Genomic DNA, 15,137 nt, shown 5'->3' with positions numbered 1-15,137 from the left:
AAATAGCGAAACGCGCGCGGAGCCTTCGTTTGGCCCAGCGACGATGAGATTCAGCCGAGCCACTGAAACGCCCACTGACTACGCGCAAGTTTTTTCTTTTATTTGTTGGCTATACGATGCGGCTCCGCCATGGACGAAAAGCGGCTCGAATGTCTTCTGCCAGTGCCTGCGGCTGCTCCAAAGCGGCGAAATGTCCACCCCGTGGCATCTCCGTCCAGCGCTCGACCCTGAGCGCACGCTCAATCCAAGATTGCGGTGGGATTGGCAGTTCTTTTGGGAAATGCGCAATCGCAAAAGGAACCTCACACGGCAAAAACTCATCCAGAATGAGTGGCTGATTGCGGTTTTCCTTGTAGATCCGCAAAGACGCATCAATGCTGTTGCCAAACCAGTAGATGCAAATATTGGTCAACAACTCATCGATGGAAACCACTGTCTCCAGATCACCTGTATGGTCACTCCAGCTTTCGAACTTTTCTGAAATCCACGCTGCAAGACCTATTGGGCTGTCGGCGAGCGCATAAGACAAGGTTTGTGGCTTCGTCGCCTGAAGGGCGGAATATGCCCCCTCCTCAGCTGCAAACTTTGAAACGCGCTCGAAAAATGCGTTTTCTTCGGCACTCACTGGTGGAAAGTCAGGGCCCGTCGGTGGCCGAAAGCTGGCGGAAATATAGTTCAAGTGAACACCAGTGACACTTTGCGGGTAGAGCGCGGCGAGCCATGTTGACACACCAGCCCCAATATCCCCACCTTGAGCGAAATATTTTTGATAGCCCAGCGACAGCATGAGTTCCTGCCACAATGCGGCAACGCGACGGCTACTGGTTCCTGGTGCAACAGGGGCCGCTGAAAACCCGAACCCGGGAAGGGAAGGGACGACCACATCAAACGCATCACTCGGATCAGCACCGTGGCTGGCAGGATCCGTTAGATGTGAGATCAGCTTCTCAAATTCAACGAACGAACCCGGCCAGCCATGCGTGAGAACGATGGGGGCTGGTGATGGTCCGACGCCCTTGGCGTGCACGAAATGTATCGTGCAATCCTGGATCAATGTTTGAAATTGGGGCAGTCGATTGAGGCGAGCTTCTTGCTCCCGCCAATCAAAATTTTCGAGCCAATGGTCTTTCAACTTGCGTATAAACGGAAGGGGAATGCCATCTTCGGAGCCTTCCTGGAAAATTGCCCCAGGCAAACGAGCGTATCGCAGACGATGTTTCAGATCATCTATCTGTTCGTCCGGGATTTTAATCTTGAATGGATGCACGCCTCAACTCCTGCATACGGTCAGAGCACTTTTCCGCAGCTTACCGCCTGTCTGGAATGAGAAACAAGCCATTCAAAACAAAGATAAACATCACCAAGACGACACTGGACATCGGTCCGGGTGAGACACCTTGCGGGATCTACATCGCTTTTTCCCACCAACCGCGAGTGTTCACATTAGCGGCATCAGCCAGCACTTCAAGCTCAGCTATATCAACGCCGCTAAGCGTTAGTTTGCTAGCTCGGACCAGACCTTCGACATATTTGGGATTCGTGACGCCGATAATCGGAACTGTTCCCTTGGCGATTGCCCAAGCTACCGCCACATCGGGTGCTGCCGCATCGTGGCTCTGGCCGATCAGGGCGAGCTTGTCTGTTAGCGCCTTCAGCTGAGGCAGCATGCCATTATATGCCTCCGCCCGGTTGCTGCCTTCCGGTAGTGGATTCTCCGGGCTATATTTACCACTCAAGGCACCCTGTTCGAGCACCATATAGGCGAAGAAAGGGATACCCCGATGGCGGCAGTAGTCCAGGATGCCAGTATCTTCGGAGCTACGGTAGAGAAGGCTGTAGTGGTTCTGGATCGCTTCTACCCGGAAACCAGCTTCTGCGAGAATCTCGTCGGCTTGCTTGATTTGGCTCAAGTTATGGTTCGAGACGCCAACATGCCTGATCTTCCCACTCTGCAACAATGGGATCAACTGCGGTGTCCACCGCGCTACGTCGGCTGGATTGTGAACCCAGTAAAGGTCGATGTAATCAGTCCCGAGGCGGGACAGGCTTTGCTCCAGCATATCCGCCATCGCATTCTCGCCGGTTCCCGCAGCCTGCGGAGTGAACTTCGTCGAGAGCTGATAGTCCGAGCGTTGAAAACGCTTCAAGACCTCCCCGAGTACGGTTTCCGAACGACCCATGCCATATACCACTGCGGTATCCCACAGTGTAAAGCCAGCTGCATTTGCCTTTTCTGCAACTTTTTCCAAGCCTGCGCGCGTCAGATAACTGCCAAAGTAACCATTGCCAGTCTCGCCGCTGTCGCCCCAAGCCCATGTTCCCAGCGCAATCGCGGGAATCTTCAAATTATCAATCAACATGTTCGCTCCATATTTGTTTCGCAGCCGGGCTTGGCTGCGCCCATCCGCTCCAACACTGTGATACGCATCAACAGTCCGGCGTTAGCCCGATGCGCCGGAATTGCTGCCCAATCCTCCAGCAATCGCTTTTTCGAATTGCCGCCCTTCCACACGCATGCAATTGTCCCTCCCATGGAAACACTGACAGAAATCGCACTTTTGATTGCCCGTCACGTCACCAAGGATGGTTTTCAGACCACTCCCATCGAACGTTTGACGCTTGTACGATCCGCCACAGTTACAATGCCCATGCCAAATGTCTTTCGGCCGCAACTGTGCCTCGTTGCGCAGGGACGCAAAGACGTCACGTTCGGGGATCGGGTATTCGACTATGCGCCGGGACGTTACGGGATCGTAACACATGACCTGCCGGTGACTGGTCAAGTGGTGCAGGCGACGCCCGACAAGCCCTATCTTTGTCTCTACCTCGATTTCGATCCTGTCATATTGGGACAGCTGGCATTGCGTGTTCCGATGCCGTCTGGGACGGCCTCTCCGCCAACAGGAAAGACCGTTTCTAACGCCGACCCCACTCTGCTCGACGCGGCACTACGTCTGCTGCGGCTGCTTGATGATCCAGCAGCGCTACCTGTGCTCGGACCATTTGCTGAGCAGGAAATCCTCTATCGCCTGCTCGCGGGGCCTGATGGAGCAAGAATGCGCCACATCACTTCCAGTCAGGGGCGGGTGGCCCAGGTCGGGCGCGCTATCGCCTGGATCGGACAAAACTTCAGGGAACGGTTCAGCATAGAGCGACTTGCCACGGAAGTTGGCATGAGTTCGTCGAGCTTGCACGAGCATTTTCGCGCAGTGACAGCCAGAACGCCGCTACAGTTTCAAAAGCAATTGAGACTTCAGGAAGCACGCAGCTTGATGCTGGTCCAGGATATCGACACAACGACTGCCGCACTTCGCGTCGGTTACGAAAGCGTGTCGCAGTTCACTCGCGAATATCGTCGGCACTTTGGAGAACCGCCCGCGCGCGACATATCCCGCTTGCGCGCTTCGCCAGATCTTGCAGTGGTCGTTTGAGCTTGGCCTTGCGACTGTTCGGTTGCTATCTGTTTTCAAGCCCTTGAGTTCTGCCGCAGGACGGATGAGCAAATCTGTGGAAGGCAGCATTTTCTTCGCAGTCTGCTCTACTTAATGAGGGCGCAACTTTCTCGTTTTTATTAGAGACTAAGAATGACTCCCGCATCTTTTAGTTTGCGCTGCAACAAATTCACGCGAACAGACCGACTATTGCAATCTTGCTCCAATGCGATAGCTGCTGCCGTCCCTGCCGCTTGCCCCAAAGCATAGCAAGGGCTGGATACGCGTGCCGAAGCCTGTACCTCGTGTGTCGCGGATATATTGCATCCGGAGCCCAGAGATTATCGTAACCGGTGTTCCGCTGCCACGTTGTCCTTACTCCCTTAATCTGTGATCGGTTTTCTATGGACGAGCAATGGGAGTTTCCCGATGGACAGTACATTGAAGTTTCTCACGACCAGAAAGTCGGGACGTGAGAGCCACCGGCGTTGAACTGATAAGGTCAAAGCGCAGATCGTGTTGGAGAGTCTACGGCCCGGGACGATAGTGAATGAGGTCGCTGAGCGCCACGGCCTGAAGCCTAACCACCTATCGACTTGGCGAACGATGGCGCAGCAGGGCAAACTGGTTCTGCCCGCCCCCGAAGATGCGGTGGAGATCGCAGCGGTATTCGTCGAACCACCAATTTCGAAACCGCCGATCAAGAGGGCCAGCCGTCTCGAGATCATCGTCGGGTCCGGATCATGGTGGCGACAAAGCCCGTCGATTTCCTCAACGGCCATGATGGGCTAGCGGCTCTGGTCAAGAACGAACCTCACAAAGACCCTTCTACGGGTACGGTCTTCGTACTCCGGTCGCGGAAAGCGGATCGTTTGAAGCTCATCTACTGGGGTGGAAGCAGACTGGTAATCGCTTAAAGGCGGTTGGAGGAACACACCTTCATCTAGCCGGGCGTCAGGGATGGCCCAATGACATTGGGCCACACGCAGTTCGGAGCGTTATTCGCAGGCCTTTGACTGGTGTCGGGTTCGTTCCGTGGTCGTAAGACCGCCGGATGCCATCGAATAGATGTGGCGCGATGGCTCGGACGGCGGATTCTTCCGGCGGAACGTGACGAGGGTTGATAGATTTCTGGCGTGTGGGATGCCGCCGATCTTCCAGACAACATTGCTGCGCTGAAGGCCATGCTGATCGTGACGCAAGCACGATCGTATCGAGCGACTGGAGAAGCTGGAAACGGCCATTGCCGCCATCCATGCCGGAGATGACGCCGATAGCTCTCTGTGAAGCCGCAGCCTTGACCCCCTGCCACCAATCGCGGCTCTTTGCCCGCCCATCTTCCTCGTATCGAGGAAATTATCGAGCCAGAACGCTTGATCTGTGCTTGCGGTGGCGCCTACATTGCATCAGTGAAGACATCTCCAAGCGGCTGGATGTTATCTCGGCGCAATTCTGCATCATCCTCACCCGCAGTCCCCAATATGCTTGCCGCGCCTGGCACTGACGGCGTTGCCCAGGCTCCAGCACTCACTCGATTGATCCAGGCCGGCTTGCCGACAGATGCGACCATTGCGTATGTGTTGGTCTCCAAATACGCCGAGCATCTACCGCTTTATCGACAAGCCCAGATCATGAGCCGCTACGACACTGATCTCGACGGTTCCACGCTCGCCAAGCGGGTCGTCCGGGCAGCATTCGAGCTGCGCCCGATCTTTGTAGCTCTGATCGCCGATTTGAAGCGCTCGGCCAAGCCGTTCATGGACGAAACCTGCGCGCCTCTGCTCAATCCCGGTTCGCGCAAAACCAAGACTGGGTACTACTTGGCGCTGGCCCGTAATGACCGACCTTGGGGCGGCGGCGCCCCGCCTGGTGTGACCTTCACCTGTGCTCCCGGTTGCGGCGGGCCAGATGCTGAACGGATATTGCAAAGGTTCACGCGCTTTCTTCAGGTTGATGAATATGCTGGGCATAATCGTCTGATTGCGTCGGTCCCGACATCAAAATCGCCTGTCATTGTGCGCACGCCCGGCATAAGCTGATCGAGATCCCCCTAATGGCTCAACCCAATTGCTGAGAAAGGTCAGAAGCGCACAGGCGAACTCTGCCCTATCGAAGCTAACTTGCCTGCCTCAGCACCGACGCTCACCTTACTGGGAGGCAGGCACGGTCATCATCAACGGTCACACGCGGTCCCGCATCGATAAGGTTTTACCGTGGAATTATCCGGGCATGGCAAGCAATTTCACATGTAGTAGCCCCCCTTTTGCGTCCGACCGACTCTTTCGGAAGGATCGTTCGTGAAGTAAAATATTTCAATGAAAAATGAACTCGGCCACGAAATCTGGCCCACCGGGAGACGGCTTCAGCGCGCCCCTTAATAAGGGGGCTGTCAAGGCTGGCGAGATAACTGGGCAAAGCCATTTAGATGTCATAGCGAAATACTAGAAGCTTCAGGGCTGAGGCGAGTACCAGAAGAAGCACTGGCAGTACCACGAGCCGTACCCGACGAATGGGTTCTCGCCCAACGCTCCTTTATCGACAGAATGTGAATTTACAGCATGATCGCGATCAAAGCACACTCGCCTTGGGTCTGAAGGCCGATCTTCAAAACGCCCCCGTCTTTTGGTGGTAAAGTGTGGTTGGCACATCGCCTGCTCCTAACGGACCATTGCGGGCAAAACAATTGAATGTCGACAACGCCAGACCTAATGCCGGGTACGACTTGGCTTAGGCTTAGGCATCGCGGCAATGCATCCAGATAATTGCACGCCAGGCGCACGCGTTGCGTCATCAACCGACTATGGAGTTCCAGGAGAAACCAGCTCATTCTGTTGCCAGACAACATGCATTGTCATTGGCAATGTCATCCCGCGGTTGGTATCAAGGACTATAAGACCAACCCGCAGTCCGTCGGCGATTGTGTCCCAGTCCGACATTTGCGGTAGCGCTAGGGCCTGTTTGGCTGTTACGCCGATTGCCTAAGCGGGTAAGAGGCTTGCACTGACAAGACGTTCCAGTTTGCGATGTTCGGAGAAGCCGGGAATAGGTTTGGGAAACGCCTTTGCATTCACAGAATTGCAGTTCGTGAATATTTTCTTGGGGACGCTACATCGCCTTTCAAACGCAAGGGTCTAGATTCGAAAGACGTGGTCCACACGGCGTTGTTTGGGAGTGGTCTAAATCGTGGTCCTTGACTGCTCAGCCGATTACGTTTCAGAATTAGCTAGTATCCAGAAACTGCCAAACTAGGGGCGAGCTCTAAGCTCGCCCAAATCAGAAGAAGAGCCCTCAAGGATAGCGCTAGCCTCTTATATTCGCATCGCGCAACAGGTGCTCGGTCGCGTAGCGTTTTTCGTCACAGTGTCACCACTGCATTTCACCGGTTGCGACTTTGGCACTTATATCAAGCACGTTTTGTGAACCGAGGTTAGGGAACCGCTTCTTCATCGCGGCGATTAGCTCCGTGGATTTTTTGGCTTTAGCCGCTTCTTCCTGAAAAGCGCGGATATAGCTTGCCGTGAAATCCACTGAACGCAAATCTAAGGGAGCCCCCGGAATAAAGTGTCCTGGGATAACGGTTTTCGGCTGCAATGCGCGAATTCGATCCAGGGTCGTCAGCCAGTTGGCCTGGGCTTCAGCTGTTCGTGCGTCCGCCATAAACAGATGTCGTCCACCGTGCACTGGAATTCCACCCAATACTGTACTGATGGAAGGAATCCAGACAAAGCTGCGACTTGGTTCTGGTCCATCCAAGCCGACAATCTTCAGTGTTTGACCTTCCAAGGTGAGAGTGTCGCCTTGAAGTGGCTGGGGCATAACAATCCGCGCAGGCGCATTCTCCCCCAGTTTCGGACCCCAAACCTTCAATTTTCCGTCAACAGTCTCTTTCATCCGTGCGATTGTTTGCGGCGTTGCCAGAATTGGGACATCTGGAAACGCCTTCTGTACAATATCCAAGCCGAAGTAATAATCTGGATCGCTCTGACTGATATAAACGGCAACTAACCTTTTGCCAGATGATTGAACCAAATCCACCAGTTTGCGCGCATCGGCTGCCGAGAATTGGGTATCGATCAATATTGCATCTTGTTTTCCCGTAACCAAAACTGAGGCCACTGGGAACATGGCGCCCGGTCCGGGGTTGTAAACTTCAATCTTCAAGGCCTGTTCTTTTGTCTGAACAGTCGAAGTCGGCTGAGCGTAGGCGCGAGTTGTCACCGCCGGTGCACTTATTGGCAGAGACAATACAGCCAGCGTTGCAATGTAACAGAGATAACGATTTGCGATCATTGAAGAAAAGCCCTACAGATTTGGAGCGCAGTTTTGATTGTGAACTACGGCATTAGTCCGTACGCTAGAATATGGGAAATATCGGTTAAATTAACAAGTTCATTATCAATGTTTCTCTTCCAGATACATTAATTAATTTTAATGTCGTTGATATCTGAATCAATATTTTGTATAATTCTATATGTAGTTATATGAATTGATTTATATTTATTTGTTGTATTAGTTTGCTCATATATTTTCCAATTATTTTTTATTTATGCCGATTTCTCTTTAAGCGTGTGTTTTTCTTGAGCAACATACGTGAAGTGGGATGGGCGCCGCCTGTTGAGTGCTACCCAGAACTGGGCCACTGGAGGTGCGGACTAAAGCCTGGACAATCGAGGGGCTCTGTGCAGACGTCTCGTCAATGAACACTGATATAGATTTCGAGCTTTCAAAAAGTTGGGTTATTTGATGTTCAAAGACCGCCATTTCCATAATTCCGTTATCCTTCTATGTGCCCGTTGAGACTGGCTTACAATCTTAGCCTGCGTGACCAGAAGGAAACGATGGTTGGGCGCAGTATCGCGATGGATCACTCAACTATGCATCACTGGGTTCTGCATTTCGGCCCCATACTTGCTTGGGTGCTTCAATCGGCGAAAGCGCAAGTCACGCGAAAATGGAACCCAGACGAGACCTATGTGAAGGTCAAAAGCGAATGGCCTTGTCTGTATCGTGCCGTCTACCATAACGGCGATACAATCCATGCTCGGCTTCAAGTCTGAAGCCACTGCCAGCAGCGCGCTCGCAGTATCGAACCCATTCACATGATGCGAAAGCTGCAAAGCAGTTTCGGCACAACCGCACCGCTTCCACTCAACCAACATGTCACAACACTCACAACATAATTGCGTCTCCAGATAAGCCGCGCTCCGTGCTAAACGAATGTTTGCAACAGAACCAATTTCCGCTTTGAAAAAGTCATTCTGGGCGTGTGACCGAAAAAGAGAGCGCAGTCGACAATCACCAAACAAGATCACACGCTTATGCTTTTAGCATGATTGTTTGCACGGCCGCAGCTTGCACCGCTTTTGACGAGTAGACGAGCGGACATTGGTTCCCGTCGCGCCACTTGGCGTGAAGGTCCTGATAATGCGGTGTGTTCGGAACGCCCGACTGCCCCGGATTGTTGATAAACAGGCTGTTATCCCAAGCCCCAACGTCGATCACCATGCGAACTGATGGCCCGGCCAGAACGGAAAAATCCCGCAGACGATAATTGGCATAATTGAGCGTCGAACTGCTTCCGCCGAGACCGATAGGCGGCAAGGACCAGTTTTCCTCGGTGAGAGATTGCAAGGGGTGTTGCAAATGCAGCTTGTGGATTTGCCCCCACGACCAGCACTCGGGATCCGCACCCATCAAGGCTTCGCATTCAGTCCAGGCGTCATTGAGACTTTGGCGAATGCGTTCACCCATCTGCCCGTCGGCTTCCGCTCGCTCCAGCCACGCCACAACGCTCGGAGCATCAAACGGCATAAGCAACGGTACAATCTCCGGCGCAGCGCCCTTCATCCGGGCGACAAGTGGGCCGAGATGTTGGCTGAACCAAACCTCGAAAAAGGCAGCGCTCGCAGACCGAGCCGCGAGATCGCCATCCCAGTCTCGCAGCAACTGCCAGCCCCGGGACTGAGTGACTGTTGGCATGGCAAACAAACAGGCGAGCACGCGTCCAGCAATTGGGGAAAAGGTCGAGCATTGCAGGCGCGCGCAATCTTCCAGTGATATCGGCTCTGCCTTCGACAATTCGCGATGAAGCGTATTATGCCTGCTGCTGTCGAGCCACTCATAGCCGATGGCCGGATTCGAACGTGACCAATCGTCAGGCACATTCATGGCATTTGCAGTCGCCACGAAACCGCGCGCCGGATTGATCTCGTGGGGGCCGACTTGCGGCGGCAAATATCCGTCCCATTCATAACGCCCATCACCCGGCACGGGAAGCAGGCCATCCCAATTGCTGCGAACGGGTGTCGCCCCGGACGGCTTCCAAGCAATCGTGTTACCGGTATCGGCATAGATATGATTGACGGATGGGCAGCCCCAGCCTGCCAATGCATCTGCATACGCCGCATAACTGGTCGCCCGCATGACGGAAAGACTGGCCATATAGGGTGCCATGCCCGCCTCCATCCAGACTGTGCGCAATGCGAAAGCGCGATTATTTTCCGGGTCCTCGTAAAGGAGCGGGCCATGGCGGGTAAACTTCAATGCTACCGTCTGATCCGGATAACCCTTCACGGAAATTGGTTCCATCACAGTCCGGACGCATTCCCAGCCCGTTTCATAGGCATAGAGATCGGGATTGTTTTCCTGCGTGCGGTAGACATAGATGTCTTCCTGGTCCGCACCGAAAATGGTTAGCCCGAAAGCGGCAGTGCCATTGTGGCCCATCGATATGCCGGGCACCATCGGTTCGCCCGCACCGATAACGTTCAGTCCCGGCATGCACAGGTGCACGACATAGCGTATCGACGGCAAAATATGCGTGCGATGCGGGTCCAGAGCCAGAATTGGCCGGCCTGTACTGGTTTTACCCGCTGATATGGCCCAGTTGTTCGACCCTTCTTCGAAAGCGGCTCTGACGATTTCACCGGATGGAGCGATCGTGGTCCATAGACCAGCCTGCCCCAGTGTCGCGGCAAGCCGGTCCCTGGAGAATGTCGCCGGACTGACGGCGAGATTGAAATCGCGCAGAACCCTATCCGTCATGATTGCCGGATCGAACCCGTCTACCGGTTGCGGGACGACGCCATGCGACAATTCTTTCCGCAACTGATCGAGTTTCGCGCCAAGTTCGATCCCGGCCGCTGCCATCACTTTCGACCGCAAAAGTTCGGATGACGCATTGCGCGTGAGCGAATGGGTTCGAACGCGCACGACATCTTCCGGTTTCCAGCGATCAGGCCGATGACCAAGCAGCGCAAATTCCGGCGGCAGCGCTATCGTGCCCGCGTCGCAGGCATCGACATAGGCGTTGATGCCACCGGCAAATGCGGTGCAGATCTCTTCCGAATCCGGTCCATAGGCTTTCCATTCGGGAGCCATGTCGCCGCGATAAAGCAGCAGCCTTGCAGCCCTGTCCTGTTCAAGATAGCCGGGACCGAAATCGCGGGCCAGCAGGCCAAGACCGCGCTTTCGCGCGATATCGATCTGCCAGAGTCGGTCACGTGCGGCGTTCCAGCCCTGTGCAAAGAAAAGATCGTGAAGGTTGCAGGCGCGAATATGAGCAACACCCCACCGATCCACCATAATGGTGACGTCCTCTTTCAGACCCATGATCCGACGGGCATCAAGTTTCATCTCATCCGACTTTGCATCGAACATGGCCGCACCCATCACGCTTTATTCAAGCCCCAGGAACAGGCCCGCATGGAGCCGCGCCCGTTCAACAAGACTGTCCTCGAAGATATGCTCGCCCAAAGTGTGCAGGCCTTCGCCGCGCACGCCGATGGAGTCGAGCGTTGGTATGCCGAGTGCACCGGTGAAATTACCATCAGACCCGCCGCCCGAACTTTGTGCGGTCATGGAAAAGCCGATCTCCTTGGCAATGTCATTGGCGAAGTTGAAGAGCTTCATATCCTGAGGCTGCGCATTTTCCCAAACAGGGCGGGTCACGCCGCGGGTCACGATGAATTCGACATCGTCTTTCACGCCCGCAAGCGCCATGATCCGAACAACGCCGTCCTCAAGATCCTTTTGGGTCTTGGCCATGCTGAGCGCTTCGGCCTTGCAGTTCGAGGAGACGCAATTGACCCACTGCCCCGCCTGAATAACGCCGACAGAGAAGGTGCAGTCATCCGTGGTGAGCGCTTCGATATCGATGATCTTTTCCGCCATGCGGCGGATGGCGGAACGGCCTTCCGCCAATAGCCAGCCAGCATGGCTGGGCCGTCCGACAGTCTCGAGATTATAGCGGGCAATCGCATAGCGGCCCACCACAGCACCACCATCGCGCCGCGCCGGTTCAGGCACCAGAACATATTTGTTCTTCAGCGCTTCCTGTTCAATCAGGTTGCGTGTCGAAGGCGTTCCGACTTCTTCATCGGGCGTCAACAGGAAAGTGACGGGTAGCTTTGTCGTCAGTCCCGAGCGAATGATCTGGCGCATGGCTTCAAGAGCGACGAAATTACCGCCTTTCATGTCCTGAATGCCGGGACCATAAATCTTTCCGCCTTCGCGGCGATAGGGATTCACATCAATGACGCCGAGCGGATGCACGGTATCGAGATGGCCGGACACCAGAACGCCGGGCTTGCCCTGATCCGCATGCGGGAAGCGTGCACGCAGAGAGCCGCCAAATCCCATGCGTCCGGGGATGAATTCAACACTTGCACCGGCGGCGGCAAAATCATAAGCGGCAGCGTCGACCATGCGATTGACAGCCGACGCATCGAAGGTCGGGCTTTCCGTCTCGATCCATGGGCGCAAGCGCGCAATCATGTCGTCGAGATCAAATGGCAGTTCATGCGCGCTCATGCGGCTAATTCCTTATTCACTGGCAGACGGGTTTCCACGATTCGCGCATAGATCGACGAACCGATAGGCAGGGTCGCAGGATCGAGCGTAAAGGCGGGGTTGTGAAGCGCCGCTTTGCCAGCGTGCTGCACATTGATATAGGCGCCCGGCACACGCGCAAGCATGTCGGCAAAATCCTCGCTGCCCATGGCCGCGGGCGTGTCGTCGCTGACATTATCTTCGCCCAGCACATCGCGCGCTGCCGCCATATAAGCGTCTGCGAGATCGTGATCGTTGCGCAGAACATCGAACACATTGCGAAGATCGACATCGACAGTCACACCGTAACCGGCAGCGACACCAGCGCAGATTTCGCGCAGACGGCTTTCAGCAAGATCGCAGATGCTTTTCTCGAAGTAACGGATCGTGCCGGTGATCGTCGCCACTTCCGGCACGATATTGTAAGCGCTGCCCGTGTGGAATTGCGTACAGGAAACGACACAGGCTTCAGTCGCCGGAATGTTGCGCGAGACAATGGTCTGCAACTGACCGACCAGATCAGCACCGATCACCAATACATCGCGTGAATTGTGCGGCTGTGCCGCATGGCTCCCTTTGCCCGTTAGTTTGATATCGAAGAAGCTCGCACCTGCCATGGCCGCGCCCTTGCGGATGACCGCTTTGCCAAGCGTTCCCAGAGGCTGATTGTGCATGCCGTAGATTTCATCACATGGGAAGCGCTCGAAAAGCCCTTCCGCGATCATGCGGCGCGCACCGCCCAGCCCTTCTTCCGCAGGCTGGAAAACGAAAACCGCGCTGCCTTCAAAATTGCGCGTCGCCGCCAGATATTGCGCGGCACCGAGCAGCATCGTCGTATGCCCGTCATGACCGCAGGCATGCATGCGACCGGGGTTTTGCGACGTATAAGGCACGCCGGAGATTTCATCGATCGGCAGCGCATCCATATCGGCGCGCAGGCCGACCCGACGATTGCCCGCGTTGCGTCCCTTCAGGATGCCGACAACGCCGGTCGTCGCAATATCAGTATGAACTTCATCGAAGCCCCACTTTTCCAGAAGATCGGCGACCACGCCCGCAGCGTGCTTTTCCTCAAAGCCGATTTCGGGATGACGATGCAAGTCCTCGAAAACCGCGCGCATCTCGCCGGCCTTCTCCTCAATAAACGGTATAATGGGCATGATTTCATTCCTGTTTAAAATCACTCGGATAATCGGGGCCGCTTCTTGCTGCCCCCAATCAGACGACGGTCAGGCGACTAGCTGCCCTGCCGCAAAATCCCAGAAGCGACCGGGGGCCGCTTCAATAAGTGCGCGCGTATAGTCGTGCGACGGGCTTCCCAGTACAGCGGCAGCCTCTCCCTGCTCGACCACCTCGCCACGCTTCATCACCAGCACTTCATCGCAAATTTGTGCTGCAACCCGCAGATCGTGCGTGATGAAGATGATGGCGATGCCGGTGTCCTTCTGAAGTTCGGCAAGCAGATCGAGAACCTGCGCTTGCACCGACACATCAAGCGCCGACACAGCCTCGTCCGCAACCAGAATGTCGGGGCGGAGCGCAACCGCGCGGGCTATTGCGATACGCTGGCGCTGCCCGCCCGAAAACTGGTGCGGATAACGCTTCAACGCATCTTCCGGTAACGACACGATCTTCAACAGACGCTTTGCTTCCTCCACGGCCTCTTCATAAGGGACGCCGTAGTTCAGCGGGCCTTCGGTCAGGCTCTGTTCAATAGTCCAGCGTGGATTGAGCGAGCGGAACGGGTCCTGAAACACGACCTGAAGTTTTTTGCGAAACGGCTTCATATCGCGTTTGCCAAGATGGGCGATGTCGCGACCGTTGACGACGATTTCACCTTCCGTCGGTTCGATCAGGCGCATGATCGACCGTGCCACCGTGGTCTTGCCGGAGCCGGATTCACCGACAATACCGAGCGTGCGCCCCGGCTGAAGATCGAAGGTCACCTCACGCGATGCCTTGACGCCAGGCTTCTTGTTGAAAATGCCGCCGCTCTGATAGGTCATGCCAAGATTGCGGACCCGGATGACCGGATCGCGTCCCAGCGGTGCACGAGGCGCACGAGGAATGAGGCTGGGCACCGAACCGAGCAGGTCCTTCGTATATTGCTGCTGTGGCTGCGTCAGCACCTGCCGGATGGTGCCACGCTCCACGATCTCACCACTACGCATCACGCAGACCCGATCCGCGATTTCGGCAACCACACCCATGTCATGGGTGATGAACAGCACAGCGGTTCCATGCTTTTCCTGCAATTCCGCAATCAGTGACAGAATCTGCTTTTGCGTCGTCACATCGAGCGCGGTGGTCGGTTCGTCGGCAATCAGCAGCATGGGCTGCAGAATGAGCGCCATGGCGATCATGATACGCTGTCGCTGCCCACCGGAAAGCTGATGCGGATAGCTCTGATAAATCCGCTCGACATCCGGCAGATGCACTTGCTCCATGATATTAATGACTTTGGCACGTTTGGCTTCCGCCGAGAGCGCGGTGTGAACGTCGAGTACCTCGGTGATCTGTTCGCCAACCCGGATGACAGGATTGAGCGCCGTCATTGGCTCCTGAAAGATCATGGAAATGCGCGTGGCGCGCATTTTCTTCATATCGGCGAGCGACAGTTTGAGAAGGTCGTTGCCGTCCAGCCGGATCGCACCGCTCTGCACCTTGAGGGCATCCTTGGGCAAAAGCCCCATCGCGGTCAGCGAGGTCACCGATTTACCCGAGCCGGATTCACCGACGAGACACACCGTTTCACCCTTGCGGATATCGAAGCTGACGCCGCGCAGGACAGGCGTGCCGCCCGGCAGGGCAACGGCGAGGTTCTCCACCTCAAGCACAACGGGCTCTTGCGAGAAATCACGATTGCGCAGTTCCATA

At 55.3% G+C, this 15,137-nt stretch carries 10 protein-coding genes and 3 pseudogenes; 5 read left to right on the top strand and 8 right to left on the bottom strand.

Annotation, left to right across the window (positions count from 1 at the left end; translation table 11 throughout):
- Positions 1-109: 109 nt before the first annotated feature.
- Both FGI60_RS06720 and FGI60_RS06715 read right to left on the bottom strand, forming a co-directional pair.
- Positions 110-1,267 (bottom strand): epoxide hydrolase family protein, encoded by a 1,158-nt coding sequence (locus FGI60_RS06720; RefSeq protein WP_138784485.1) that lies wholly within the window; start codon positions 1,265-1,267, stop codon positions 110-112.
- 139 nt (positions 1,268-1,406) lie between these two features.
- Positions 1,407-2,360 (bottom strand): aldo/keto reductase, encoded by a 954-nt coding sequence (locus tag FGI60_RS06715; protein WP_138784484.1) that lies wholly within the window; start codon positions 2,358-2,360, stop codon positions 1,407-1,409.
- Positions 2,361-2,531: 171 nt separating this feature from the next.
- Here FGI60_RS06715 and FGI60_RS06710 point away from each other — a divergent pair, with 171 nt between their 5' ends.
- Positions 2,532-3,431, top strand: a complete 900-nt coding sequence (locus tag FGI60_RS06710; RefSeq protein ID WP_138784483.1) for an AraC family transcriptional regulator — start codon at positions 2,532-2,534, stop codon at positions 3,429-3,431.
- Between the two features lie 140 nt (positions 3,432-3,571).
- Here the strand turns inward: FGI60_RS06710 and FGI60_RS06705 are convergent, their stop codons facing one another.
- On the bottom strand, positions 3,572-3,751 hold the full coding sequence (locus FGI60_RS06705; RefSeq protein ID WP_235889758.1) for an FAD-dependent oxidoreductase: 180 nt from the start codon (positions 3,749-3,751) through the stop codon (positions 3,572-3,574).
- A gap of 184 nt (positions 3,752-3,935) precedes the next feature.
- On the opposite strand from FGI60_RS06705, the pseudogene FGI60_RS26785 reads away from it, so the two are divergent.
- From FGI60_RS26785 to tnpC, 3 genes and pseudogenes are all read left to right on the top strand, one after another.
- A pseudogene (locus FGI60_RS26785) lies at positions 3,936-4,223 on the top strand (transposase); the annotation flags it as partial.
- Positions 4,175-4,348 (top strand): IS66 family insertion sequence element accessory protein TnpB, encoded by a 174-nt coding sequence (gene tnpB / locus FGI60_RS06695; protein ID WP_138784482.1) that lies wholly within the window; start codon positions 4,175-4,177, stop codon positions 4,346-4,348. The pseudogene FGI60_RS26785 and the gene tnpB, both read left to right, overlap by 49 nt.
- Before the next feature lie 219 nt (positions 4,349-4,567).
- Positions 4,568-5,613, top strand: a pseudogene (gene tnpC, locus FGI60_RS06690) (IS66 family transposase); the annotation flags it as partial.
- Positions 5,614-6,794: 1,181 nt separating this feature from the next.
- On the opposite strand, the gene FGI60_RS06685 reads toward tnpC, so the two are convergent.
- The gene (locus FGI60_RS06685; protein ID WP_138784481.1) at positions 6,795-7,721 is read right to left on the bottom strand and encodes an MBL fold metallo-hydrolase; all 927 of its coding nucleotides are present in this window, start codon (positions 7,719-7,721) and stop codon (positions 6,795-6,797) included.
- Between the two features lie 453 nt (positions 7,722-8,174).
- On the opposite strand from FGI60_RS06685, the pseudogene FGI60_RS06680 reads away from it, so the two are divergent.
- A pseudogene (locus tag FGI60_RS06680) lies at positions 8,175-8,467 on the top strand (IS6 family transposase); the annotation flags it as partial.
- A 280-nt stretch (positions 8,468-8,747) separates the two neighbouring features.
- Here FGI60_RS06680 and FGI60_RS06675 read toward each other — a convergent pair.
- From FGI60_RS06675 to FGI60_RS06660, 4 genes are all read right to left on the bottom strand, one after another.
- Positions 8,748-11,090, bottom strand: coding sequence for a penicillin acylase family protein (locus FGI60_RS06675; RefSeq protein ID WP_138784480.1), 2,343 nt, complete (start codon positions 11,088-11,090; stop codon positions 8,748-8,750).
- Between the two features lie 18 nt (positions 11,091-11,108).
- Entirely contained in the window at positions 11,109-12,242 is a 1,134-nt protein-coding gene (locus FGI60_RS06670) for a M20/M25/M40 family metallo-hydrolase (protein ID WP_138784479.1), read from the bottom strand.
- The gene (locus tag FGI60_RS06665) at positions 12,239-13,420 is read right to left on the bottom strand and encodes a M20 aminoacylase family protein (RefSeq protein ID WP_138784478.1); all 1,182 of its coding nucleotides are present in this window, start codon (positions 13,418-13,420) and stop codon (positions 12,239-12,241) included. The genes FGI60_RS06670 and FGI60_RS06665 overlap by 4 nt, the downstream gene beginning before the upstream one ends.
- A gap of 69 nt (positions 13,421-13,489) precedes the next feature.
- Positions 13,490-15,136 (bottom strand): ABC transporter ATP-binding protein, encoded by a 1,647-nt coding sequence (locus FGI60_RS06660; protein ID WP_138784477.1) that lies wholly within the window; start codon positions 15,134-15,136, stop codon positions 13,490-13,492.
- Position 15,137: the final 1 nt, after the last annotated feature.

The sequence above is a fragment of the Brucella haematophila genome, assembly GCF_005938105.1.
GTDB lineage: Bacteria > Pseudomonadota > Alphaproteobacteria > Rhizobiales > Rhizobiaceae > Brucella > Brucella haematophila.
The sequence above is the reverse complement of the archived record's forward strand: the minus strand, read 5'-3'. Positions and strand labels throughout refer to the sequence as shown.

Coding starts and splice junctions, on each gene's coding strand:
- FGI60_RS06685 (WP_138784481.1), bottom strand. CDS start 7,721: ATGATCGCAAATCGTTATCTCTGTTACATTGCAACGCTGGCTGTATTG.
- tnpB (WP_138784482.1), top strand. CDS start 4,175: ATGGTGGCGACAAAGCCCGTCGATTTCCTCAACGGCCATGATGGGCTA.
- FGI60_RS06670 (WP_138784479.1), bottom strand. CDS start 12,242: ATGAGCGCGCATGAACTGCCATTTGATCTCGACGACATGATTGCGCGC.
- FGI60_RS06665 (WP_138784478.1), bottom strand. CDS start 13,420: ATGCCCATTATACCGTTTATTGAGGAGAAGGCCGGCGAGATGCGCGCG.
- FGI60_RS06660 (WP_138784477.1), bottom strand. CDS start 15,136: ATGGAACTGCGCAATCGTGATTTCTCGCAAGAGCCCGTTGTGCTTGAG.
- FGI60_RS06715 (WP_138784484.1), bottom strand. CDS start 2,360: ATGTTGATTGATAATTTGAAGATTCCCGCGATTGCGCTGGGAACATGG.
- FGI60_RS06675 (WP_138784480.1), bottom strand. CDS start 11,090: ATGTTCGATGCAAAGTCGGATGAGATGAAACTTGATGCCCGTCGGATC.
- FGI60_RS06710 (WP_138784483.1), top strand. CDS start 2,532: ATGGAAACACTGACAGAAATCGCACTTTTGATTGCCCGTCACGTCACC.